Annotated in this window: 19 protein-coding genes and 1 rRNA gene; 3 read left to right on the top strand and 17 right to left on the bottom strand. The window is 72.9% G+C overall.

Annotated features, from left to right (window positions below; genetic code table 11):
* Positions 1-67 precede the first annotated feature (67 nt).
* The 6 genes from IEY86_RS25630 to pyrG all read right to left on the bottom strand — a co-directional run bounded on the left by IEY86_RS25630 (position 68) and on the right by pyrG (position 8,248).
* Positions 68-601, bottom strand: a complete 534-nt coding sequence (locus IEY86_RS25630; protein ID WP_229698752.1) for a hypothetical protein — start codon at positions 599-601, stop codon at positions 68-70.
* Positions 602-642: 41 nt separating this feature from the next.
* Positions 643-1,599, bottom strand: coding sequence for a ParA family protein (locus IEY86_RS25625; protein WP_444545851.1), 957 nt, complete (start codon positions 1,597-1,599; stop codon positions 643-645).
* 487 nt (positions 1,600-2,086) lie between these two features.
* A complete protein-coding gene (gene ald, locus IEY86_RS25620) occupies positions 2,087-3,202 on the bottom strand; it encodes an alanine dehydrogenase (protein ID WP_189134297.1) in 1,116 nt (371 codons plus the stop codon).
* Between the two features lie 194 nt (positions 3,203-3,396).
* A complete protein-coding gene (locus IEY86_RS25615) occupies positions 3,397-5,637 on the bottom strand; it encodes an AAA family ATPase (protein ID WP_189134212.1) in 2,241 nt (746 codons plus the stop codon).
* A gap of 212 nt (positions 5,638-5,849) precedes the next feature.
* Positions 5,850-6,485: an NUDIX domain-containing protein gene (locus IEY86_RS25610; protein ID WP_189134211.1), complete on the bottom strand. Its 636-nt coding sequence runs from the start codon at positions 6,483-6,485 to the stop codon at positions 5,850-5,852.
* Positions 6,486-6,592: 107 nt separating this feature from the next.
* Positions 6,593-8,248, bottom strand: a complete 1,656-nt coding sequence (gene pyrG, locus IEY86_RS25605; protein ID WP_189134210.1) for a CTP synthase — start codon at positions 8,246-8,248, stop codon at positions 6,593-6,595.
* A gap of 556 nt (positions 8,249-8,804) precedes the next feature.
* Between pyrG and IEY86_RS25600 the strand changes: the two genes are divergently transcribed.
* On the top strand, positions 8,805-10,610 hold the full coding sequence (locus tag IEY86_RS25600; protein WP_189134209.1) for a glycoside hydrolase family 15 protein: 1,806 nt from the start codon (positions 8,805-8,807) through the stop codon (positions 10,608-10,610).
* A 16-nt stretch (positions 10,611-10,626) separates the two neighbouring features.
* Here the strand turns inward: IEY86_RS25600 and IEY86_RS25595 are convergent, their stop codons facing one another.
* The 7 genes from IEY86_RS25595 to IEY86_RS25565 form a co-directional block, all read right to left on the bottom strand.
* Entirely contained in the window at positions 10,627-11,778 is a 1,152-nt protein-coding gene (locus IEY86_RS25595; protein WP_229698751.1) for a glycosyltransferase family 4 protein, read from the bottom strand.
* Positions 11,779-12,052: 274 nt separating this feature from the next.
* Positions 12,053-12,985 (bottom strand): hypothetical protein, encoded by a 933-nt coding sequence (locus tag IEY86_RS25590; protein ID WP_229698750.1) that lies wholly within the window; start codon positions 12,983-12,985, stop codon positions 12,053-12,055.
* A 91-nt stretch (positions 12,986-13,076) separates the two neighbouring features.
* A complete protein-coding gene (recN, locus tag IEY86_RS25585; protein WP_189134296.1) occupies positions 13,077-14,795 on the bottom strand; it encodes a DNA repair protein RecN in 1,719 nt (572 codons plus the stop codon).
* A 127-nt stretch (positions 14,796-14,922) separates the two neighbouring features.
* Positions 14,923-15,822, bottom strand: coding sequence for an NAD kinase (locus IEY86_RS25580; RefSeq protein WP_229698749.1), 900 nt, complete (start codon positions 15,820-15,822; stop codon positions 14,923-14,925).
* A complete protein-coding gene (locus tag IEY86_RS25575; protein WP_189134206.1) occupies positions 15,819-16,625 on the bottom strand; it encodes a TlyA family RNA methyltransferase in 807 nt (268 codons plus the stop codon). The genes IEY86_RS25580 and IEY86_RS25575 overlap by 4 nt, the downstream gene beginning before the upstream one ends.
* Positions 16,626-16,632: 7 nt before the next feature.
* Positions 16,633-17,049 carry a hypothetical protein gene (locus tag IEY86_RS36750; protein WP_229698748.1) on the bottom strand — a complete coding sequence of 139 codons (417 nt, stop codon included), beginning with the start codon at positions 17,047-17,049 and terminating at the stop codon, positions 16,633-16,635.
* On the bottom strand, positions 17,042-18,334 hold the full coding sequence (locus tag IEY86_RS25565) for a hypothetical protein (protein WP_189134205.1): 1,293 nt from the start codon (positions 18,332-18,334) through the stop codon (positions 17,042-17,044). Before IEY86_RS25565 ends, IEY86_RS36750 begins: the two co-directional genes overlap by 8 nt.
* 146 nt (positions 18,335-18,480) lie before the next feature.
* Between IEY86_RS25565 and IEY86_RS25560 the strand changes: the two genes are divergently transcribed.
* Positions 18,481-18,825 carry an SCP2 sterol-binding domain-containing protein gene (locus IEY86_RS25560; RefSeq protein WP_189134204.1) on the top strand — a complete coding sequence of 115 codons (345 nt, stop codon included), beginning with the start codon at positions 18,481-18,483 and terminating at the stop codon, positions 18,823-18,825.
* 10 nt (positions 18,826-18,835) lie between these two features.
* Here IEY86_RS25560 and IEY86_RS25555 read toward each other — a convergent pair whose 3' ends face one another.
* Entirely contained in the window at positions 18,836-19,855 is a 1,020-nt protein-coding gene (locus tag IEY86_RS25555) for an HAD-IIA family hydrolase (protein ID WP_189134203.1), read from the bottom strand.
* Between the two features lie 89 nt (positions 19,856-19,944).
* On the opposite strand from IEY86_RS25555, the gene IEY86_RS25550 reads away from it, so the two are divergent.
* Positions 19,945-21,213, top strand: a complete 1,269-nt coding sequence (locus IEY86_RS25550) for a DUF1015 family protein (RefSeq protein WP_189134202.1) — start codon at positions 19,945-19,947, stop codon at positions 21,211-21,213.
* A gap of 120 nt (positions 21,214-21,333) precedes the next feature.
* On the opposite strand, the gene IEY86_RS25545 is transcribed toward IEY86_RS25550, so the two are convergent.
* The 3 genes from IEY86_RS25545 to rrf form a co-directional block, all read right to left on the bottom strand.
* On the bottom strand, positions 21,334-22,338 hold the full coding sequence (locus IEY86_RS25545) for a tetratricopeptide repeat protein (protein WP_189134201.1): 1,005 nt from the start codon (positions 22,336-22,338) through the stop codon (positions 21,334-21,336).
* A complete protein-coding gene (locus IEY86_RS25540) occupies positions 22,269-23,495 on the bottom strand; it encodes a hypothetical protein (RefSeq protein WP_189134200.1) in 1,227 nt (408 codons plus the stop codon). The genes IEY86_RS25545 and IEY86_RS25540 overlap by 70 nt, the downstream gene beginning before the upstream one ends.
* A gap of 220 nt (positions 23,496-23,715) precedes the next feature.
* Positions 23,716-23,795 (bottom strand): 5S ribosomal RNA (gene rrf, locus IEY86_RS25535); the annotation flags it as partial.

Here is a 23,795-nt window from a genome sequence, read left to right as displayed (position 1 = left end):
TGGCGGGGTGGCCGACAGCCCGGGAAGGCGGGCCGCCGCCGTCCGCGCAGACTACCTGGCCAGGGCTTCAGCGCCCGCGCAAGCGGCGGACCAGGATGCTCGCGTCGCCGCGCGACTCCAGATCCGCGAGGACCACCGCGACCGCCTCGCGCACGATCCGCCCCCGGTCGACGGCGAGCCCGTGCTCGCCGCGCAGCACCAGCCGGGCGTGCTCGAGGTCCATCAGCTCCTCGGCCGAGACGTACACGGTGATCTTCTCGTCGTGCCGTTCCCGTCCGCTGGGCCTGCGGTTCGCCGCGCGCGGCTTGCGCCTCGCGGGCGCCGCGGACTGACCCGACGCTCCCGGCTGCGCCGAAGCGGAGCCGGAAGCGGACGCCCCCTCGTTCCCGCGGTGCGCCTCAGCGCCCTCGTCCGCCTCCGCGCGCCCGGAGTGCTCCGAAGCCGTGTCGCGGTCCTGGTGCTGCTCCGCCGACGTGTCCGCCCCGGCCTCCTGCGCCGCCGTGGAGTCGGACTCCCCCGCCGGAGCGGGCACCGGGCGCAGCCGGTCACCGGCCGTCTGGCCGTCGCCGTTGTGCTGGCGCGGCGTTGCCTGCAGCGCCATGCCCCCGGTGGTCCGGAACAGCTCGTCCGCCCCCGGGAGACTCACTCGGCGTGGCACCGGGCGAGCACCTCCCTGGCGAGCTGGCGGTAGGCGGCCGCGCCCACGGAGTTGGAGGCGTAGGTCGTGATGGGCTCGCCCGCGACGGTGGTCTCGGGGAAGCGCACGGTCCGGCCGATGACGGTGTGGAAGACATGGTCGTCGAACGCCTCGACGACACGGGCGAGCACCTCGCGGCTGTGCACGGTGCGCGAGTCGTACATCGTGGCGAGGATGCCGTCGAGTTGGAGCTCGGGGTTGAGCCGCTCGCGGACCTTCTCGATCGTCTCGGTGAGCAGCGCGACGCCGCGCAGGGCGAAGAACTCGCACTCCAGCGGAACGATCACGGTGTGGGCCGCGGTCAGCGCGTTGACGGTCAGCAGGCCGAGCGACGGCTGGCAGTCGATGACGATGTAGTCGTAGTCCTGCATCAGCGGCTTGAGAGCGCGCTGGAGCGTCGACTCGCGGGCCACCTCGCTGACGAGTTGGACCTCGGCCGCCGACAAGTCGATATTGCTGGGGAGCAGGTCCATCCCCGGCACCGCCGTCTTCAGCAGTACCTCGTCGGCCGCCAACCCGCGCTCCATCAGCAGGTTGTAGACGGTGATGTCCAATTCCATGGGATTGACGCCCAGTCCGACGGACAGCGCGCCCTGCGGGTCGAAGTCGACGAGCAGCACACGGCGGCCGTATTCGGCGAGCGCGGCACCGAGGTTGATGGTCGAGGTGGTCTTGCCGACCCCGCCCTTCTGGTTGCACATCGCGATGATCTTCGCCGGGCCGTGGTCGGTGACCGGCCCGGGGATCGGGAAGTAGGGCAGGGGGCGACCGGTGGGTCCGACGCGCTCGCGGCGCTGCCGGGCGGCGTCGGGCGCGAGTGTGGCCGCGTACTCGGGGTCGGGCTCGTACTCGGCGTCGGGGTCGTACAGCTGGCCCTCTTGCAGGTCGGTCTCGAATCCGATGAAACGGTCGGATTCCTGCTGGTCGTTGCGGCCCGCGGGCCCGTGGTGCGTACCCTCGTCGCCGGACCCCTGCTGCGCCGCGAACGTGCGGACCGCGACCGAACCGACTGCCTGCAGTCCTGGTTGACCACCCCCGGGAGCAAATGTCGACTCATTCACAAGTCGTCTTACCTCCTTGGTGACCAGGAAATTTCTAGATTGGTCAGCGAGACACCATGCCGACGGTGGCCGACTCTATGGCGTGTCGGGCATCCGCAGCAACACAATCCACCGGACACGGCACCATGTGTCGGCAACCGAACACCCCGCTGTCAAGGGCACAAGAACCCCATCCCCGATGATTCACCGGAGTGCGAATCGGTGAAAGCGTAACGTTTTTCGCGAGTTGACCACACGTCAGACACGGCTCGGCGCCCCATCTCCACGGAAGGGGCGCCGAGCCGGGCGATGTTGTCGACCAGTCGATGTCGCGGTGACGATCAGTCGATCAGGCGAGCAGGTCGGCCAGTTCGGTGAGCTCGAGGCCGTGCGCTTCGGCGACGGGACCGTAGACGATGGCGCCCTCGTGCGTGTGCAGGCCCCTGGCGAGCGCCGGGTCGCGGCGCAGCGCCTCGCGCCAGCCGAGGTTGGCCAGTTCCACGATGTAGGGGAGCGTGGCGTTGGTCAGCGCGTAGGTGGAGGTGTTCGGCACCGCCCCGGGCATGTTGGCCACGCAGTAGAAGACGGTGTCGTGCACCTCGAACGTCGGCTCGGCGTGCGTGGTGGGACGCGAGTCCTCGAAGCAACCGCCCTGGTCGATGGCGATGTCGACGAGCACGGCGCCCGGCTTCATCCGGGAGACCAGCTCGTTGGTGACGAGCTTGGGGGCCTTGGCGCCGGGGATGAGCACCGCGCCGACGACCAGGTCGGCGTCGAGGACGGCCTTCTCCAGCTCGAAGGCGTTGGAGACGATCGTCTTGATCTTCGTACCGAAGATCTTGTCGGCCTCGCGCAGCTTGTTGATGTCCTTGTCGAGCAGGGTCACGTGGAAGCCCATGCCGATGGCGATCTGCGCGGCGTTCCAGCCCGAGACACCGCCGCCGATGACGACGGCCTTGCCGGGGGCGACACCGGGCACACCGCCGGGCAGCACTCCGCGGCCGCCGGCCGAGCGCATCAGGTGGTAGGCGCCGACCTGCGGGGCGAGGCGCCCGGCGACCTCGGACATCGGGGCGAGCAGCGGGAGCGCCCGGTTGGGGAGCTCGACCGTCTCGTACGCGATGGAGGTGGTGCCGGACTCCAGGAGGGCGTCGGTGCACTCGCGGGAGGCGGCCAGGTGCAGGTAGGTGAAGAGGGTCTGGTCCTTGCGGAGGCGGTGGTACTCCTCCGCGATGGGCTCCTTGACCTTCAGCACCAGGTCCGCGGTCTGCCAGACGTCGTCCGCGGTGGGCAGGATCGTCGCGCCCGCGGCGACGAACTCCCCGTTAGGGATGGAGGAGCCGACCCCGGCGTTGTCCTCGATGAAGACCTCGTGGCCGTTGCGAACGAGTTCGTTGACACCCGCGGGGGTGATGGCCACACGGAACTCGTTGTTCTTGACCTCGCGGGGGATGCCGACCTTCACAACGATCACGGTCCTTGCATGAGGGTTTTGGGACGGCAGGGGGCACGCACGAGTACGCCGCTGCCGGACGCGATGTCCGCGACACAAACGAGTGTAATGAAGGCCGAGTGAGAGTCCAGCCTTACAAACTAAATATTTCCTGGGAGACGATTGGCTGATTCGTAGGTTGCTATCGCAGGGGCGGGTGGCGGAGGTCAGCCAGAGAGCAGGCGCTCGGCCTCCGCCCGCTGGACCCGCGCCCCGGCGGGATCGCCGAGCCGGTCCAGGGTGTCCGCCATGCGCAGGAGCACGGCCGCCTCGAGCCGTACGTCCTGGCAGTGGCGGGCCCACCTCAGTGCCTCGCGGCACATCCGCAAGGACTCCTCCGGGTACCCCGCGTATTCCAATACGCGCGCGAGCTCGGTGAACGCTCGAGCCTGGGACGGGATGTCGTTCACCCTGCGGTGCAGGGCGGCCGCTGTGCGCCACTCCCGGGCCGCGTCCGGCCACTGGCGCAGACGGACGCAGGCGCTGCCGAGGCAGCCGTGCAGCCTGGCCTGGTCGGCGAGGTCGCCGCGGCTCTCCCGGACCGCCAGGGCCCTGCCGTACCAGTCGGCGGCGCGCTGCGGGTCGCCCAGGTCGCGGTGGACGTCGCCGATGGACTCCAGCGCCCGGCCCGCCGCGGCCTGGTCGTCGTCGAGGCGGGCGGCGGCCAGCGCGTCCCGGTAGCGGTCCAGGGCCTCGTGGCGGCGTCCGGCCGCCGCGTCGAGGTCGGCCAGGTTGATCAGCGCGGCGGCGCGCTCGCGGTGGCGGCCGTTGCGGGTGGCGATGTCGAGGACGAGTCCGTGCAGGTGGTACTGCTCGGCCGCGCCCGCGCGCCCGGTCGGCGCACCCTCGGTCGGGGTGTCCCGCGGCAGGGCGCCCCCCGGCAGGGACAGGACGCGCACCAGGGCGGCGATCAGTCTGCGGGCCAGGGTGTCCAGCCCGCCGTCGTCCACGGCGGTGCGGGCGGCGGCCATCAGCGAGGGCAGACGCCGCTCCAGCCACAGCGCGGCCGCCTGCGGTGACGCGAACCTCAGCTCCTTGGGCGGCTCCTCCCCACGCCCGTGCTCCCCGCGCCCGTCGCCGCCACGCCCGTCGCCGCCGCCCCCGTCCGCACCGCGCCGCCCGTCCCCGGCGCCGCTCGTCCGCTCACGCTCCCCGCCGCCCCGCTCCCCGCCGCCTCGCTCACCATTGCCCCGCTCCCCGTTGCCCCGCTGCGGCTCCAGAGCCGTCAGGCACGCCCCGAGGAGCCGGACCGTGCGCTCCAGCATGCGGGCGAGGGCGAGCTGGATCTCCCCCGGTTGGTCGTTGGCCTCCATCGCCCGGCGCAGCAGGGGATCGAGGCATCCCGGCACCCGGTACTCCCCCTCGGTGCCCTCCTGGCGGGCCAGCAGCCCCCGCTCGGCGAGGTCCGCCAGCACCGACCCGGCGGCGGCCGGCGAGCAGCCCGCGAGGGAGGAGGCCACATGCGCGTCCACGACGGCGGCCGGGGCCAGCACGAGCAGCCGCAGGAGGCGGGCCACGGCGGGCGGCAGATCGCCGTTGACGAGCTGGAAGGCACGGGCGAGCGGCACGCGGGGGCCGGGGTCCTCCACCGCCGACGAGCGCAGCCGGGCCGCCGCGTCGGCGACGGAGGTCTTGGGGCGGGCGGCGAGCCAGCCGCCGACGAGGCGGAGCGCCGTCGGGTGGCTGCCGCACTCCTCCCCCAGCTCCTCGGCGGCGCGCGGATCGCACACGATCCGGGTGGAGCCGATGGCGTGGGTGAGCATCGCGGTCGCCGAGGCCGGGTCCAGCCCGCCCAGCACGCAGGGGCGGGCGTCGGCCACGCCGGTCAGCGGCCCCTGCGAGGTGGCCACGACCAGAGCGCCGGGCCCGTCGGGGAGCAGTGCGAGCAACTGGTCGGACTCGGCGACGTCGTCGAGGACGAGCAGGACCCGGCGCCCGGACAGCGCCGCACGGGCCGCCGCGGCCAGGTGGGCGGGGTCGGCGTCGCGGTCCGCCCGCTCCCCGAAGGCGGCCAGCAGATCGAGGGCGACCCGGGCCGGGTGCGCGGCCTCGGCCTCGGGACCGGTGAGCCGGGCGAAGAAGGAGCCGTCGGGGTAGCGGTCGGCCAGCTGGTGGGCGAGGTGCAGGGCCAGCGCGGTCCGGCCCGAGCCGGGGCGCCCGGCGATCAGGAGCACCCGGCTGCCGCGGGCGGGGGCGCCGCCCCTGGCGAGGCCCGGGCGGTCGATCTCGGCGTGCAGCACCTTCAACTCGTCGCGCCGCCCGACGAACGGCGTCGGCGCGGACGGCAGCCCCCCGACCGGAACGGCAGGGGCCGAAGCGGCGGGGGGACGGCCGGACGGCTTCCGGTGATCGGAGCGCGCCGGGGCGGGCTCCACCGGCTCGTTCACAGCAAGCGCCTGATCAGCCACGGGCACACTCCCGAAACACCAACACCACGCAGGCGGGGCCCGCTTCCGTCGTGAGCGGGGTGATCCGAGCCTAGTTCACCCCGCTCGACCTGGAGGGGAGGCGCAGGCGTACCCGTGTTCTCCGCCGGACCTCGCGGAACCGGCGCCCGGGAACCCGGGGTCAGCCCTCGTACCGGGAACCCGGGCTGAGTCCTCGTACCGGGAAACCGGAGTCAGCCCTCGTAGGGGCGCGCGGGCCACGGCGCGTCGGCGGGTCGCAGCGCGTCGATGCCGTCACCGGTCAGCGCGGCATGCGTGGCCAGGACCCCGACGACCAGGCAGGCGTTGTGCAGGTCGCCCGCCAGCACCCCCCGCACGAGGTCCTCCAGCGGCACCCGGGTGATCTCCATGTCCGCCTCCTCGTGGGAGACCTCGAAGCGCTCGCCCTCCACCTCGGAGATCCCCTGGGCGAGGAAGACCCGCACGGCCTCGTCGGTGCCGCCGGGCGAGGTGAAGATGTCGGCGAGGACCCGCCAGTCCCGGGCCTCGCAGTGCGCCTCCTCGTACAGCTCCCGCTTCGCGGCGTTCAGCGGGTGCTCGCCGGGGACGTCGAGGAGCCCGGCGGGGATCTCCCACAGCCGGTGCCGCACGGGGTGGCGGTACTGCGAGATCACGACGACCCGCCCCTCCTCGTCCAGCGCGACGACGGCGACGGAGCCGGGGTGCGTCTGGTAGTCGCGGCGGGCGGTCGAACCGTCGGGCATGGTCACCACGTCCGTGCGGACGCCGGTGACATTGCCGGTGAAGGGGACGGCCGTCTCGGTGACCGGCCACTGCTCGGGGGTGTCGTGCGGGATGGTGCTGCCCATGTGCTTGTCGGTCCTCCGCGTAGCGTGCACGAACGAAACAGCCGGGACGGGACAGCCGGGGCGGACCCTGGAGCCCGCCCCGGAGGAACCTGTCCGCCGGTGGTGGCTCAGGCCTCGGCGCTCGGCCGCTCCACGCCCTGCCTGCGGCGCACGGCCGCGGCGGCGAGTCCGGCGAACAGCGGGTGCGGGCGTGTGGGGCGCGACCGCAGCTCCGGGTGGGCCTGGGTGGCGACGAAGTACGGGTGGACGTCGCGGGGGTACTCCACGAACTCCACGAGCTTGCCGTCGGGCGAGGTGCCCGAGAAGACGATGCCGGCCTTCTTCTCCAGCTCGCCGCGGTAGGCGTTGTTGACCTCGTAGCGGTGGCGGTGCCGCTCGTCGATGTAGGCCTCGCCGCCGTACATCTCGCGCACGATCGAGCCCTCGGCCAGCTTGGCCGGGTACAGGCCCAGGCGCATGGTGCCGCCGAGGTCCCCCTCACCGGCGACGATGTCGAGCTGCTCGGCCATCGTGGAGATGACCGGGTGTGCGGTGGCGGGGTCGAACTCGGTGGAGTTGGCGTCCTCGATACCCGCCAGCACCCGGGCCGCCTCGATGACGATGCACTGCAGGCCAAGGCACAGGCCCAGCAGCGGCACCTTGTTCTCGCGGGCGTGGGTGATGGCCCTGACCTTGCCCTCGATGCCCCGCTCGCCGAAGCCGCCGGGGATGCAGATCGCGTCGACGTCGCCGAGCTGCTCCGCCGCCCCCTCGGGGGTGCGGCAGTCGTCGGAGGTGACCCACTTGATGTCGACCTTGGCGTTGTTGGCGAAACCGCCGGCGCGCAGGGCCTCGGTCACCGACAGGTAGGCGTCGGGCAGGTCGATGTACTTGCCGACGAGCGCGACCTTCACTTCGTGCTCGGGCTGGTGGACGCGCTTGAGCAGGTCGTCCCACTGGGTCCAGTCGACGTCGCGGAACGGCAGGTCCAGGCGGCGCACCACATAGGCGTCCAGGCCCTCGCCGTGCAGGACCTTGGGGATGTCGTAGATGGACTTGGCGTCGATCGCGGCGACGACGGCGTCCTCGTCCACGTCGCACATCAGCGAGATCTTGCGCTTGATGGACGCCGGGACCTCGCGGTCGGCGCGCAGCACGATCGCGTCCGGCTGGATGCCGATGTTGCGCAGCGCGGCCACGGAGTGCTGGGTGGGCTTGGTCTTCAGCTCGCCCGAGGGGCCGATGTAGGGCAGCAGCGAGACATGGACGAAGAAGACATTGTCCCGGCCGACCTCGTGGCGGACCTGCCGCACGGCCTCGAGGAAGGGCAGTGACTCGATGTCGCCGACGGTGCCGCCGACCTCGGTGATCACCACGTCCACGTCGTCGGTGGCCATACGGCGGATCCGGGACTTGATCTCATTGGTGATGTGAGGGATGACCTGCACGGTGTCGCCGAGGTACTCGCCGCGCCGCTCCTTGGCGATTACCGTGGAGTACACCTGGCCGGTGGTCACGTTGGCGGAGCCGTCGAGGTCGACGTCCAGGAAGCGCTCGTAGTGGCCGACATCCAGGTCGGTCTCGGCGCCGTCGTTGGTGACGAACACCTCACCGTGCTGGAACGGGTTCATGGTGCCTGGGTCGACGTTGAGGTACGGGTCGAGCTTCTGCATGGTCACCCGCAGGCCCCGTGCCTTGAGCAGCGCGCCCAGGCTGGAGGCGGTGAGCCCCTTGCCGAGCGAGGAGGCGACACCCCCGGTGACGAAGAGGTGCTTGGTCGTCATGGATTTCGGCGGCAGTGCCAAGAGGGGGCTCCCGTGGTCGCGATTGAGGCGGGACGGTCCATGCCCTCCGGGGAGGGGCGCGCCGTCGTTGCGGGCAGTGGTGCATCCCACCGGTCCACGGGCTACCAGGGTATCAGCGACAGGGGGCCGACGCGGCCGATGACGCCCTGCGAGGGGTGCGGGACAGGGTGTGCAGCGGACCCCGGCGTGCTCCACGCAAAGAGAGCACTCGCACACGTGCTGTGACCTCGCGGTGTGTTCCACGCCGCACCGCGACAGCAGTCGAGCAGATCACTAGCGGGCGTCGTATTCTGCTCGGACACATCGCTGCGAGCCGGCCGGCAAGGCACCACTCAGCCCGCTCCCGCAGCCCCGGCACCGCTCGACCGCGCACGACCCGCGGCGGGTACGGTCCGAGGGATTCGGGGCACCGGAGCAGTGGCTCGTCGAGCACGACAACGCTCGGGGTCCCGGCCGCCAGCCCGGCACTTCCGAGTGTCGCCGGGAATACGCAACCACGGGCCCACCGCTGGGCCACCGTTCGACTGGAGATGCAGTGGCCGGGCGCATCGAGGATTACGCACTCATCGGGGACATGCAGACAGCAGCGCTGGTCTGCCGCGACGGCACGGTCGACTGGCTGTGCCTGCCTCGATTCGACTCCCACGCGGTCTTCGCGGGACTGCTCGGCACCGAGCAGCACGGCTTCTGGCGCCTCGGGCCCGCCTTTTTGGGCAGCGAGCAGCCGCCGGCCGCCACCCGCCGCCGCTACCGCGGCGACTCACTCGTGCTCGAGTCCGAGTGGGACACCCCTCGGGGCACGGTACGGGTGATCGACTTCATGCCGCCGCGCGACGGCGCCCCCCAGCTGATCCGCATCGTGGAGGGAGTCAGCGGGCGGGTTCCGATGCGCTCCGCCCTGCGGATGCGCTTCTCGTACGGCTGGGTCGTGCCGTGGGTGCGCAAGACCGACGAGGGCCGCACGGTTGCCGTCGCCGGTCCGGACTCGGTCTGGCTGGACACCGAGGCCGAGACCTACGGCAAGGACCTGACGACGTACTCGGACTTCACCGTCAGCCCCGGTGAGCGGGTGTCGTTCACCATCAGCTGGGAGCACTCGCACCGCGCCGAGCCGCCGCTGCCCGAGCCCGAGGAGTCGCTGGAGTCCACCGAGCGGTTCTGGGAGGAGTGGGCCGCGCAGTGCACGTACCACGGCCCCTACCGCGACGCCGTCGTACGGTCGTTGATCACCCTCAAGGGACTGACGTACGGGCCCACGGGGGGCATCGTCGCCGCGCCCACCACCTCCCTGCCCGAGGACATCGGCGGGGTGCGCAACTGGGACTACCGGTTCACCTGGCTGCGGGACGCGGCCATCACCCTGTCCTCCCTGCTGCGCACCGGCTACCGCGACGAGGCGGGCGCGTGGCGGGAGTGGCTGCTGCGGGCGGTCGCGGGCGACCCGGAGAATCTGCAGATCATGTACGGGATCGCGGGTGAACGCGAGCTGGGCGAGACCGAGTTGACCTGGCTGCCCGGCTACGAGAACTCCTCTCCCGTGCGCGTCGGCAACGGGGCCGCCCACCAGCTCCAGCTCGACGTCTACGGCGAGGTCACCGAGGCGCTGCACCTGGGCAATATGACCGGCCTGGCCCGAAACGACTACGCGAGCCTGCTCCAGATGAAGCTGATCAGCTACCTGGAGAACCACTGGTACGAGCCGGACGAGGGCATCTGGGAGGTGCGCGGCCCGCGCCGCCACTTCGTCCACTCCAAGGTCATGGCGTGGGTCGCGGTGGACCGTACGGTCAAGATGCTCGAGCAGACCCCGCTGGACGGTCCGGTCGACCGCTGGCGCGACCTGCGCGACGAGATCCACCGGGATGTGTGCGAGAAGGGCTACGACCCCGAGCGCAACACCTTCACTCAGTTCTACGGCTCCAAGGAACTCGACGCCTCGCTGCTCCTCATCCCCCAGGTCGGGTTCCTGCCCCCGGACGACAAGCGGGTCATCGGCACCATCGAGGCGATCCAGCGCGAGCTCAGCACCGTGGACGGATTCGTGCTGCGCTATCCGACGCAGGGCGAGGACGCGGGTGTGGACGGGCTGCCGGGCGACGAGGGCGCCTTCCTGGCCTGCTCGTTCTGGCTCGCCGACGACCTGGCGATGATCGGGCGCGTGGACGAGGCCCGCAGGCTCTTCGAGAAGCTGCTGGCACTGCGCAACGACGTGGGGCTGCTCGCCGAGGAGTGGGACCCTCGTCTCCAGCGCCAGGTGGGCAACTTCCCGCAGGCGTTCAGCCATGTCCCGCTGATCGACACCGCGCTGCGCCTGACCGCCTCCGGGGCGTACGGGGGCTAGGCGCTCGGGCGGCGGCCTAGCGGGCGGGGACGTGCGGCAGCGCGAGCTCGTCGTAGATGCTGAGGACCTGGGCGACGGTGTCGTCCTCGTCCGGCCATGTGGCGGCCTGGGCGATCCCCTGCTCCGCCAGGGCGGCCCGGCGGGCGGGGTCGGCGAGCAGCCCGGCGACTGCCTGCCCGAGGGCCTCCGCGTCGCCGTAGGGCACGAGCACGGCGGCGTCGCCGACCAGCTCGGGGATCCCGCCCACCGCGGTGGCCACCAGCGGCACTCCGGTACGCAGCGCCTCCTGGGCGAGCAGCGAGCGCCCCTCCCACTGGCTGGCCAGCACCACCACGTCGGCGGCGGCCAGCAGCTCGGGGACGTCCTCGCGGCGGCCGAGCAGCCGCACGGGAAGGTGCTCCGCGTCGATCCGGTCCTGCAGCGCCGCCTGCTCGGGGCCCTCCCCGCTCACCACGAGCAACGGCTGCGGATCGGCGCCCCGCCAGGTCCGGGCGGCGTCCAGGAGCACGCCGTGGCCCTTCTCGGGCGTGAGGCGGCCCACCGACAGCAGCAGCGGGCGGTCCCCGCTGCCGAACTCGGCCCTGATCTCCTGCCGCACCCGCTCGACCTCGAGGGCGGGCTCCGCCTTGGGCGCGGCCACGGGCGCGAGCCTGGCGTCCTTCGCCCCGAGGGAGCGGGCGTGCGCGACCAGGTCCGAGGACGCGCCGAGGACGATGTCGGCGGCGCGCACCACCCGGCGCTCCAGCAGGAACGGCAGCCGGGCGCTCCGGGACGCCGCGGAGTGCAGGGTGACCACCAGCGGGGTCCTGCGGTGGCGCCGCCCGGGCAGGGTGCGCAGCGCGAAGGCGGCCAGTATCCCCGCGTGGGTGCCATGGGCGTGCACGACATCGGCGGAGGAGCACACATGGCGCAGCACCGCCATGGCGGCGGCCTCGTCCCGCGCCGACGCGGGGCAGCCCAGCTCGACGGTGCGAAAACGCGCTCCGGCCCTGCTGAACCCCTGCTCGGACTCGGTGCGCACCGGACCGCACACCGTGACCTCGACACCTCGCGCGACGAGCCCGTGCGCGAGCGAGCACACATGCGCTCCCACACCGGGGCAGACGCTGTCGTCCAGCACCGAGACGGTGCGCAACTGCCCGTGCGTCGCACTCGTGGTGGCGTTCACGCGAAAACCCGGCTCCCGACTCGTCATTCCTGTTGATGTTCTCGTTGATGTTCTTGTTGGTGTTCGTGGTCGTTCCGGCTGGATCCGGCAAGGCGATCCAGCCGGTGGTGATCCAGCCGTGGGACCGCCGGTGCGACGCACCGATGGTGGCCCGGCGACGCGTCCGGCGATCTGGCCGTGACCCGGACCATGCCCCCCGGCGCCCGCCGCCTTCAGGCCGCCCCACTCCAGGATGGCAGCTCCGTACGACAACTCCGCACGGGCCCGACCGCGTTCACGGCCGGTCCCCCTCCGGCAGGCGGCCCAGACCGTCGGCCCACCTCAGCACCGGCTTCTCCCACACCGCGCCGCCGCTGACCCGGTCCCCCACCGCGGTCAGCGCGACCAGCGCCCCCGCGTGCGGCGCCAGTCCGGTCCGGCCGCGGGCGGCGGCGATCGACACTCCGAGCGCCGCGCCGAGGGCGTGGGCGCCGCAGTCGCCGAGCATCGTGTGTTCGGCCAGATCCTCGCCGAGCAGCGCCGCCGCGGCTCCCACCGGGGCGGCGGCCAGGACCGCGGCCGCTCCCGCGCCGAGCAGGCCGGGCACGCCGACGACCGGTACACCCTTGGCGGCGCGGCCGGGGCGGACATCGAGCAGGTTCACCAGATGGGCTGAACCGGCGATCACCACCCCGGCCAGCACCCGGTCCGCCGCTCGGTCCTTCAGCAACGCGCCGGCCGCCGGCCCCGCCGCTCCGATCCCGAGAAGCTTCACCGCCCCCGAGGTGACCTCACCCTCCCGCACCGCCCGCCAGTGCGCGGTGAAGCCCCGCCGTCCGTCGCCCGCGCCCGCGATGTCGTCGTAGAGGCCGCAGCCCGCCCCAGCCGGCACGGCGAGCACGGCGGCCGCCCGGGTACGCCTCGTCAGGGTCGGCGCGGTCCCGACGGCCGGCGCCGTCGCGGCCGCCGCGGCCGCCGCGGCCGGACCCGAGCACAGGTCGACCAGCCGGCCCCTGGCGTTCCGGCGCTCCCGCAGCGCCCTCCCTGAGGGGCGGTCGCACGGGGAGCGCTGATACGGCGCGGCATGCTGCGGGGGGAGGTGGTGCCCGGGGGTCCGACGCTGAGCGCGGACCATGCCCGCGTAGGCGGCGCGAGCCGCGCCCGCGGCCGCGAGCAGGGCGGTGATCCGTCCGGGCGCGGCACCGCGACGAGCTTTCACCGACTGCACCGACTGCCTCCCCTGCGGACGTCGGCACCGGCCGTCACCGGTGCCCCGGACACCGTAGTCCACGTCGTGGAGAAAGCCCGTCAAAGCCCCTTCACCGCGGCGCGCGTGCCGCCTCCAGCAGTTCCTCGGCGTGCGCCCGGCCCAGCTCGGAGTCCTCGAGCCCGGCGAGCATGCGCGACAGCTCCCGCACCCGGTCCTCCCCCTCCATGGCCTGCACACCGCTTCGGGTGACCGTGCCGTCGTCGGTCTTCACCACCACCAGGTGCCGGTCCGCGAAGGCCGCGACCTGCGGCAGATGGGTGACCACGATGACCTGGGCGGACTTGGCGAGCCTGGCGAGGCGGCGCCCCACCTCGACCGCCGCCTTGCCGCCCACGCCGGCGTCCACCTCGTCGAACAGGTAGGTGGGCACCGGGTCCGAGCCCGCGAACACCACCTCCACGGCCAGCATGACCCGCGACAGCTCACCGCCCGAGGCGCCCTTGGCGATCGGCCGCGCGGGAGCCCCCGGGTGCGGGGCCAGCTGCAATTCCACCTCGTCCACACCCGAGGCGCCGAACGCCACGGTGCGGCCGCCGACCTCGAGCCCTTCCGCGTCCTCGGTCTGCCGCACCGCCACCGCCACCCGGGCGTGCGGCATCGCCAGCTCACCCAGCTCCGCGGTGACCGCGGCGGCGAAACGCTCCGCCGCCGCCGTCCGCGCGTCGGTCAACGCCTGGGCCAGCTCGCCGAGTTCGGCACGGAGTCCGTCCCGCTCGGCGGCCAGCTCCCCGATCCGGTCGTCGTCGCCCTCGAGCTCGTTCAGACGGACCGCGCCCTGCTCGGCCCACGCCAGCACCTCGTCGATCGACTCCCCGTACTTGCGGGTGAGCTGGGACAGCACCGCCCGCCGTTCCTCCACCGCGGCCAGCCGCAGCGGATCGGCGTCCAGGTCGTCGGCGTACCCGGCCAGATCCCCGGCCACGTCGGAGAGCAGATACCCCACCTCGCCCAGCCGGTCGGCGAGCGAGGCCAGCGCCGGATCGTGCAGGCGGACCGCGTCCAGTGCCCGACGGGCCCCCGCCACCAGGGCGTTGGCGTCCACACCCTCCGGATCCTCCGGGTTGCCCAGCAGCGCGGTGTGGGCGGTGGTCGCCGCGGAGGCCAGAGCCTCCGCGTGGCCCAGGCGCTCGGCCTCGGCCGCGAGCTCCGCGTCCTCTCCGGAACGGGGCTCCGCCGCGGCGATCTCCTCGAGGCCGAAGCGCAGCAGACCGGCCTCCTGGGCACGGTCGCGCGCCCGGGTGGTGAGCTGCTCCAGCTCCGCCACGACGTCGCGCAGCCTGCGGTGGGCGGCCGCGTACTTCGCCAGTGGTTTGGCCACCGCGTCACCCGCGTACCGGTCCAGGGCCTCGCGCTGCCGTGCGGGGCGCAGCAGCCCCTGCTGGTCGGTCTGGCCGTGCACGGCCACCAGTTCCTCGCCGAGCTCGGACAGCAGCCCGACCGGCACCGCCCGCCCGCCCATGTGCGCGCGGGACCGGCCCTCGGCCGAGACGGTGCGGCTGATCAGGAGCGCGCCCTCGTCCAGCTCGCCGCCGGCCTCCTCGACCCGAGCGGCCAGCGGGGAGTCCCCGTCGACCGCGATCCGGCCCTCGACGACCGCCGCCTTGGCGCCGATCCGGACCAGCCCCGCGTCCGCGCGGCCGCCGAGCAGGAGACCGAGGCTGGTGACCACCATGGTCTTGCCGGCGCCGGTCTCCCCGGTGACGGCCGTGAATCCGGGCGAAAGCTCGACCACGGCGTCGTCGATCACGCCAAGCCGCTGTATCCGCATCTCTTCGAGCACGGACACGACCTTACGAGGTTCCGGGGGCTGCGTGCGACCGGCCTGCGCCCCCGCCACTCCTCAGTGGGGCGCCTTCGGTGCGGCAGCGACCGCGGCCGACGCCTCCCAGGGACGGTCAGCGCGGCGCTCCGCGCCAGCCCGCCACCGGCAGGGCGAACTTCGCCACCAGCCGGTCGGAGAACGGATGCCTGTGCAACCGGGCCAGGCGCACGGGAATGGCCCCGCGCCGCACCTCGATCCGCGCACCCACCGGAAGGTCGATCGTGCGCCGCCCGTCGCACCACAGGACTCCCTGGTGGCCGCTGGGCTGCACCTCCACGGCCAGCAGGGAGTTCGGCGATGTCACCATGGGCTTGGCGAACAGGGCGTGGGCGCTGTTGGGCACCATCAGGAGCGCCTCGACCTCCGGCCAGACCACCGGGCCGCCGGCCGAGAACGCGTAGGCCGTGGACCCGGTCGGGGTCGCGCACACCACGCCGTCGCAGCCGAAACCCGACACCGGACGGCCGTCGACCTCGATGACGACCTCGAGCATCCGCTCCCGGGCCGCCTTCTCCACCGATGCCTCGTTCAGCGCCCAGTCGCGGTGGCGGATGTCGCCGTTGGTGCGGACCAGCACGTCGATGGTCATCCGCTCCTCGACCTCGTAGGTGCGCGTGACCACGCGCTCCACCACCTTGTCGAGGTCGTCCCGCTCCGCCTCGGCGAGGAAGCCGACCCGCCCCAGGTTCACCCCGAGCATCGGCACTCCGGAGGAGTGGGCGAACTCCGCGCCGCGCAGCAGCGTTCCGTCTCCGCCGAGTACGACGATCAGCTCGCAGCCGTCCGCCGCATCCTGGGCGGAATCGTCCACGACCTCCACCTGCGGCGGCAGGGTCAGATCCGGCGCCTCGGACGCGGGCAGCCGCACGCCCATTCCCGCCCGAAGAAACCCGTGCACCACCCGTTCGGCGCTGCGCACGGCTGCCGGACGGCCGGTGTGGGTAAGGAGAAAGACGGTCCGCTCGCTGCTCACTGAGGCCCCTCCGCAACAGCACGGTCGACATCCGCCGGATCCAGCGCCGGTGCTCCGGCGCACAGCCACAGAAAGTACTCGACATTGCCGGACGGGCCGGGCAGCGGGCTCGCAGTCACGCCACGTACGCCGAGACCGTGTCCGGCCGCCTGCTCGGCGACCTTGCGCACGGCCTCCGCGCGCAGCTGCTTGCTGCGTACGACACCGCCGCTTCCCAGACGCTCCCTGCCGACCTCGAACTGCGGCTTCACCATGAGCACCAGATCGGCGTCGGGAGCCGCGCAGCGCACCAGCGCGGGCAGCACCAGCCCCAGGGGGATGAACGACAGATCTCCGACGATCAGGTCCACCGCCTCCCCGTCGATCTGGTCCAGATCGAGTTCACGGACGTTGGTACGGTCCTTGACCGTCACGCGTTCATCGCTCTGAAGCGTCCAGGCGAGTTGTCCGTATCCGACGTCGACGGCGACGACATGGCTCGCGCCCGAGCGCAGCAGGACGTCGGTGAAGCCGCCCGTCGACGCGCCCGCGTCCAGGCAGCGCCGGCCCTCGACGGCGAGTCCCCGGGGGACGAACGCGGTCAGGGCTCCCGCGAGCTTGTGGCCGCCGCGGGAGACGTACTCCGGGTCGGAGTCGTCCTTGGTCACGACCACCGCGGCGCTGGTCTCCACCTGGGTGGCGGCCTTCGAGGCGGGGTTGCCGCCCACGGTGACCCGCCCCGCGGCGATCAGCTGGCTCGCGTGCTCGCGGGAGCGGGCGAGGCCGCGTCGCACCAGCTCGGAGTCGAGTCGGCGTCGTGCCACGTGCTGTTCAGCTCCTGTTCTGGAAGGGCGCCTGGGGCGGCCTCGGTCCTACCGGCGTATCGAGCGCGGCGAGTACGCCGCGCAGTCCGGTGTGCACATCCTCGTACACCTCCACATGCCCGTCGGTGGGCAGTTCGTCGGCGTCGGCCAGGCGCCGCAGGACGGCGTCCACTTCGGCGTTTCCGGTTTCGGCGACGTCCACGCCCAGGGGCTCGGGGCCCGGCTCGGCGTCGGCGGCCGGGGTGCCCTCCGGGCTGTCGTCCGTGGTGGCGCCTGGCGTGCCGTCCTTCGAGGTGCCGTTTGGTGTGCGGTCGTTGGGCTCCTCGGTGGCCTCGGGCCCGACGGCCTGTGACGGCTCGGTGGGCGGCGCAAACGCTTCGGCGGGCCCGGACGGCTGGAAGGGCTCCGCCGGTGCCTCACTCATCGTCGGCCTTGGCGGGGGGCGGTGCGGCCTTCTTGGCCGCGGGCGCCTTCGGCGGCGCCTTTTTGGCCGAAACCTTCTTGGCGGTGGCCTTCCGAGTAGCGGCCTTCTGAGCGGTGGCCTTCTGAGCGGTCTTCTTGGCGACCGTCTTCTCGGCCGCCGCCGTCTTCTCGGCCGCCGCCGTCTTCTCGGCCGCCGCCGTCTTCTCGGCCGCCGTCTTCTTCCCTGCCGCCGCCTTCTTCCCCTCCGCTGCCTTCTTCGCCGGGGCGGTCTTCTTCGCGGCAGCGGTCTTCTTCGCGGGTGCGCTCTTCCTGGCGGCCGGCCGCTGGGCGGCGCTCGGATCCGGAGCGGCGGCGGCCCTCTTTGCGGCGGCCGACTGCCGCTGCTGCGGACTCAGCGGGGCCGACTTCTCGGCCGCGGCCTTCTTCGCCGGGGCGGAGACCTTCCTCGCGGCGCTCTTCTTGGCCGCGGCCTTCGCCGGTGCCTTGGGCGCAGCCGCCTTCGCGGGCGTCGACTTCTCCGCGGCGCTCCTCTTGGCCGCCGCCTTCTTCACCGTGGCCTTCGGGGGCGCCGTACCGGCGACCGCCGTCTTCCTCGCGGGCGCCCGCTTCGCGGCGGGCGCGGCCGGCGCGTGCCTGGGCGGGGTGTTCTTGCGGGCCGCGGGGGCCTCGGCCGCCACGAGGTCGGCGGCCGCCACATCCGCCGCGCTCTCGTGCCCCTCCGCCCCCGAAACCGCGGTCCGCGGCCCCTCGGCGGTCCTCTTGGCCGGAGCGGGCTTGCGGCCCGACATCCTGCGCGGCGGCGCACCGTTGCCGGCCTCGCCGTTCTCGACGGCGACGTGCTCCACCGTCGGCCTGCCGCCCTTGGGGCGCTCGGCCGTGGGGCGCTCGGCTGTGGGGCGCTCGGCCGTGGGCCGCTCGGTCTCGGCCGGTTCGGCCCCCTTGCCCTCGAGGTTGCGCACTCGGCGCTCCAGCGTGTCGACGACCGCCCCGACCCGCCCCAGTTCGTCGGTGACCCGGCCGATGCGGTCCGTGGCCTTGTCGACCTCCTCACGGATGAGCCCCACGAGCAGATCGCGATTGGCCCGTCCGGCCGTCACGAGCTCGTCCGCCAGGGTCTGCACCTCAGGAGGGATCTTCTCGGAGACCTTCCGCTGCATCTCCCCCAGGTCCACCCCCGCCTGATCCATGAGTTCCCGGGCAGCCGCAAGGGCCCGCTGGCGCGTTGCCTCCGTCAGTCCCCCGGCGATCTGCAGGCAGGTCCGCAGCGCGTCACGCAATGTGCTCACTTCCTCCGCCGTCGACGCTGATGGTCATGACGCTACCGCTTGTGGGGCCGAGACCGCCGATAGCCCGACCGAGCACTGAGGTACCGTCGGTCGAATCGCCGCGCGGACGAGCGCGGGAAACCGGATCCACGGGAGACACCGCACCAATGGCCACCGTCGAGGAGTGTCGGGCCGCGCTGACCCAGCTCGCCGAGAACCTCGCCCGCGCGAACGGTGACGTGCGCAGCGCTACCGCGCTCGACCGCTCGCTGAGCTGCCGTATCACCGACCTCGACACCACATTCGTCGGGCGGTTGGCCGATGGAAGGATCAAGGACGTGATCGTGGTCGAGGAACCGGCCGAGAAGGCCCAGATCCGGCTCACGATGACCGGTGACGACCTCGTGGCCCTCGTCGCCGGCCACTTGAACTTCGCCAAGGCCTGGGGCAGCGGTCGCGTCAGACTCGAGGCGGGCTTCCGCGACCTGCTGCGCCTGCGCTCACTGCTGTGAGCACACAGCGTCACAGCCCCAGCTCGCCCAGCACCTTGTCGCAGTCCAGTTCCCGCTGCGGCGACTTCGCCCGCGACGACCACGCCACCGCGCACAGCGCCCGCAACGCGTCGTAGGGATCGCCCCCACCGTCCAGAACCAGGGCGCCGTCACGCGCCGAAGCCGTCCAGCCACGGCAGCGGAACGCCCCCGAGCCCGCGTCCTCCACCTCGGGATGCGGCTCCAGCAGCCCTCGCAGGTCCGCCGCCAGATAGGTCGGCCGGTGCTCCGGCGGCGCCGCCAGCACCTGGGCCGGGGTGCTCACCCCGGTGAAGACCAGCAGGCTGTCCACCTCGCCGACGTCGGCGCCCTCGATGTCGGTGTCCAGCCGGTCCCCCACGACGAGCGGCCGCTCGGCCCCCGTCCGCAGAATCGTCTCCCTGTGCATCGGCGGACGGGGTTTGCCCGCCACCTGCGGCCGCACTCCAGTCGACATCCGCACGACCTCCACCAGGGCGCCATTGCCCGGCGCGATGCCACGGGCCGTGGGCACGGTCAGGTCGGTGTTCGAAGCGAAGAAGGGAACACCCGCGTTCACCGCGTAGGTCGCCTCCGCGAGCTGCGCCCACCCCACCTCGGGCGAGAAGCCCATCACGACCGCCGCGGGATCGTCGTCCGCCGACTTCACCGGCCGCAGGCCGCGCTCACCGAGGGCCTGCACAAGCCCCTCACCCCCGATCGCCAGCACCGGCGCACCCTCGTCCACCAGCTCGGCGATGAGGCGCGCCACCGCCTGGGCGGACGTGATCACATCCTCCGGCTTCGCCGGCGTTCCCAACCGGGTCAGATGCTCGGCCACGGCCTGCGGCGTCCGGGAGGCGTTGTTGGTCACGTACGCCAAGTGCATCCCCGCCTCACGCGCCCGCGCCAGCGAGTCCACGGCGTGCTCGACGGCCGACGGGCCCTTGTAGACGACACCGTCGAGATCCAGCAGTGCGGTGTCGTACTCCGCGCACAGCGGACGCGCAGCACTCCCGGGCCTGGTCCTCATACGATCCAGCTCCTCACCTGCGACGTCGTCGCGCAGCCATTCGTTTGCCCGCCAATTCTCGCCCTGACACCGGCACGTAACATCGCAGGGTGACGACCACTCCCACCACCCGTGACACCGTCGGCCTCTCGCTCGTGCCCTTCCAGGGCCTGCGCTACGCCCCCGACCGGGTCAGCAGCATCGCCGCCGTCACTTCCCCGCCCTACGACGTGGTCGTCCGCCCCGAAGAACTCATCGAACTGGAGACAGCCGACCCCCACAACGTCGTCCGTCTCATCCTTCCGCAGAGCGCCGATCCCGCCGAGCGCCACCAGCTCGCCGCCCGGACCCTGCGCCAGTGGCGGGAGGACGGTGTCCTCGCCCCCGACGGCGCACCCGCGCTCTACATCTACGAGCAACGCGATGGAGAATCACTGCAGCGCGGCATCATCGGCACCCTGACCCTGGACAGCAGCGTCCTGCCCCACGAGGACGTGATGCCGGGACCGGTCGCCGACCGGGCGGCCCTCATGCGGGCCACCGCCGCCAATCTCGAACCGCTCCTGCTCGCCTACCGGGGCGACCCGGACGGGGCGGCCTCCGCGGCCGTGGAGCGCACCGCCGAGCGCACCCCGCTGCTCACCACGACGACCGAGGACGGCGTCCGGCACCGCCTGTGGTCCATCACCGACCCGGCCGAGATCGCCGCCGTCGCAGCCGAGCTGGCCCACCACGAGGCGCTCATCGCCGACGGTCACCACCGCTGGGCCACGTACCTGCTCCTCCAGCGCGAGCAGCGGGAGCCCTCGCCGTGGGACCGCGGCCTCGTCCTCCTGGTCGACACCACCCGCTACCCGCTGCGGGTCCGGGCCATCCACCGCGTCCTGCACCGGCTCCCGGTGGCCGACGCCCTCGCCTCCTTGGGGTACGCCTTCCGGGCCCGCACGATCACCGGCACACTCGGCGACGCCCTGGCCGAGCTCGCCGGGGCCGCGCGCGAGGGCAATGCGTTCGTGCTGGCGGGCGGCGACGGCTACCACCTGCTGACGGACCCGGACCCCGCCCTGCTCGACTCGGCGGTCCCGCAGGACCGTCCCCAGGCATGGCGCCGCCTGGATGCCACGGTGCTGCACAGCGTCCTTCTCGACCGCGTGTGGCGGATCCCGGACGCCCCCGACCACATCGCGTACCTCCATGACGCGGCCGCCGCCGAGCAACAGGCCAGGCGCCGGGGCGGCAGCGCGATCCTGATGCACCCGGTGGACGAGGGCCTGGTGCGCTCTCTCGCCCAGCAGGGCGTCACCATGCCCCGCAAGTCGACCTCGTTCGGACCGAAGCCGGCGACCGGGCTGGTGCTGCGCAGCCTGGATCTGGACTGACCGACCTGGAGCCGGACCTACCGGGTGAGCCGAGCGGCTCGTGAGACGCCGAAGGGGCGGCCCCGGATGGGACCGCCCCTTCGGCGTTCTCCGTGATCGCGCCTGCCGACCGCGCCCGAACTACTGGCGCTTGTCGTGGTCCCGGTCGTCCTCGTCCTCGAGGTCGTCCAGATCGTCGGCGTCGTCGGCCTTGTCCGGCTCGAGGAACGGGCTGGCGAGGAAGGCGGTGGGGTCGACCCCTGCCTTCTTCTCCTCGGGCTCCTCTTCGGCGTCCTCGGCGTCCTTGTCCTCGACGTCCTTGTCCTCGACGGCCTCGGCCACGTCGGTTGCAACGGTCACACCGGCCTCGACCGGCTCGGCGGTCTCGCCGGTCTCCTCCGTCTCGGCAACGGCGGCGATCTCCACCTCGTCGTCCGAGTCCAGGTCGTCGGCCTCGGGATCGAGCGCGTCCACGAACTCCAGCCCGTCCAGCTCGGCCAGCCGGTCGGACGCGTCGGTCGTCCCACTGGTGTCGGCCTCCAGCGCCTTCGCGAACCACTCACGGGCATCGGCCTCACGGCCCACGTCCAAGAGCGCGTCGGCGTACGCGTAGCGCAGCCTGGCGGTCCACGGGTGTATCGCGGGCGACGAGAGCTCGGAGCTCTGCAACGTCACCACGGCGGCGTCCGACTGCCCCATGTCACGGCGGGCACCGGCTGCCACGAGCCGCATCTCGACCTGTCCCGCGCGATCCAGCTGCTGCACCTCCGGCGCACCGGCCATCGCCAGCGCACGCTCGGGGCGGCCGAGGCCGCGCTCGCAGTCGGCCATGACCGGCCACAGCTCGGCGGAACCGTTCATCCGCCGGGACGCACGGAACTCCGTCAGCGCCTCGGAGTACTTCTCCGTCACATAGGACGCGAAGCCGGCCGCCTCACGGACAGCGGCGACCCTGGACGCGAGCCGGAGCGCGACGCGCGAGTACGCGTACGCCTGCTCGGGCTCGGTGTCGAGCAGCCTCGCCACCATCACCAGGTTCTTGGCGACGTCTTCGGCGAGCCCCTTCGGCAGGCTCTTCAGCTCCTGCTGGACGCTCGCGTCGACCTCGCGGCCGGTGACGTCCTCGGGGATCGGCAGGCGACGCACCGGCTCCGGGCGGTCCTCCCGCTCGCCGCCGCCGAACCGCCCACGGCCCTCGACGAACGGCCGCCGCGGCCCACGCCGGTCGTCGTCACGCCGCGGTCCACGGTCACGGTCGTCGCGGCGGGGCCCGCCGTAGCCTCCGCGGCCACGGTCGTCCTCACGACGGGGGCCGCTGGGACGGTCCCGGTCACGGTCATCGCGGCGGAAGCCGCCGGGGCGGTCGTCCCGACGCGGACCGGAGAAGCCTCCACGCCCACGATCGCGATCGTCCTCGCGGCGGGGAGCGCCGGCACGGTCGTCGCGGCGGGGCCCGCCGTAACCCCCACGTCCACGATCGTCCTCGCGGCGGGGACCGCCGGGACGGTCGTCACGGCGGGGGCCTGCGTAGCCACCGCGTCCACGGTCACGATCGTCCTCACGACGCGGGCCGCCGTAGCCTCCACGGCTGCGATCACGGTCGTCCTCGCGACGCGGGCCGCCGTAACCGCCGCGCCCGCGGTCGTCCTCACGCCGGGGACCGCCATAGCCACCACGGCCGGGGGCTCGGTCGTCCTCACGACGCGGGCCGCGGAAACCACCACGGTCCCGGTCGTCGCCGCGCGGAGCGCCGTAGCCTCCGCGCCCGCGGTCCCGATCGTCCTCACGCCGGGGACCACCGGGACGGTCATCGCGACGCGGGCCGCCATAGCCACCGCGCCCACGGTCGTCCTCACGCCGGGGACCGCCGTAACCGCCGCGCCCGCGGTCGTCCTCACGACGCGGGCCGCCGCCATTGCCGCCACGGCCACGGTCGTCCTCACGACGAGGCCCACGGTCCCGGCTGTCCCGATCGTCCCGACGCGGAGCGCCGTAGCCTCCGCGCCCGCGGTCCCGATCGTCCTCACGCCGGGGACCACCGGGACGGTCATCGCGACGCGGGCCGCCATAGCCACCGCGCCCACGGTCGTCCTCACGCCGGGAGCCGCCATAGCCGCCGCGGCCGCGGTCGTCGCCGCGCGGAGCGCCGTAGCCTCCGCGCCCACGGTCCCGATCGTCCTCACGACGGGGACCACGGTCCCTGTCACGGTCGCGGTCGTCACGACGAGGTCCACCAGGCCCTCCGCGGTCACGGTCATCGCGGCGGGGGCCGCCATAGCCACCGCGGCCACGGTCGTCGCCACCCCGCGATCCGTAGGGGCGGCCACCGGTGCCTTGGCGCCGCTCGGGACGCTCTGAGCGTCCACCTCGGTCATCGGATGGGTTGGGCATCGACGTGACTCCTGTCTTGGGGTACCGCAGTCATTCTCTCGCACCCCGGCACGGTGTGCGCTCACGCAAAAAACACAAAGGGACCCTTGGTTCCAGCGAAGAAGCCGGAGCCAAGGGTCCTTTTCAAGATTTGTTCGGCGGCGTCCTACTCTCCCACAGGGTCCCCCCTGCAGTACCATCGGCGCTGTAAGGCTTAGCTTCCGGGTTCGGAA

Origin of the sequence: Wenjunlia tyrosinilytica (genome assembly GCF_014646055.1) — a bacterium.
Classification (GTDB): domain Bacteria; phylum Actinomycetota; class Actinomycetes; order Streptomycetales; family Streptomycetaceae; genus Wenjunlia; species Wenjunlia tyrosinilytica.
This window is presented reverse-complemented; position numbering and strand designations above follow the sequence as displayed.

Bases quoted from the DNA above. Each gene is read 5' to 3' on its own strand.
- recN (WP_189134296.1), bottom strand. From the start codon at position 14,795: ATGCGGATACAGCGGCTTGGCGTGATCGACGACGCCGTGGTCGAGCTT.
- IEY86_RS25555 (WP_189134203.1), bottom strand. From the start codon at position 19,855: ATGAGGACCAGGCCCGGGAGTGCTGCGCGTCCGCTGTGCGCGGAGTAC.
- pyrG (WP_189134210.1), bottom strand. From the start codon at position 8,248: ATGACGACCAAGCACCTCTTCGTCACCGGGGGTGTCGCCTCCTCGCTC.
- IEY86_RS25560 (WP_189134204.1), top strand. From the start codon at position 18,481: ATGGCCACCGTCGAGGAGTGTCGGGCCGCGCTGACCCAGCTCGCCGAG.
- IEY86_RS36750 (WP_229698748.1), bottom strand. From the start codon at position 17,049: ATGAGTGAGGCACCGGCGGAGCCCTTCCAGCCGTCCGGGCCCGCCGAA.
- IEY86_RS25630 (WP_229698752.1), bottom strand. From the start codon at position 601: ATGGCGCTGCAGGCAACGCCGCGCCAGCACAACGGCGACGGCCAGACG.
- IEY86_RS25610 (WP_189134211.1), bottom strand. From the start codon at position 6,485: ATGGGCAGCACCATCCCGCACGACACCCCCGAGCAGTGGCCGGTCACC.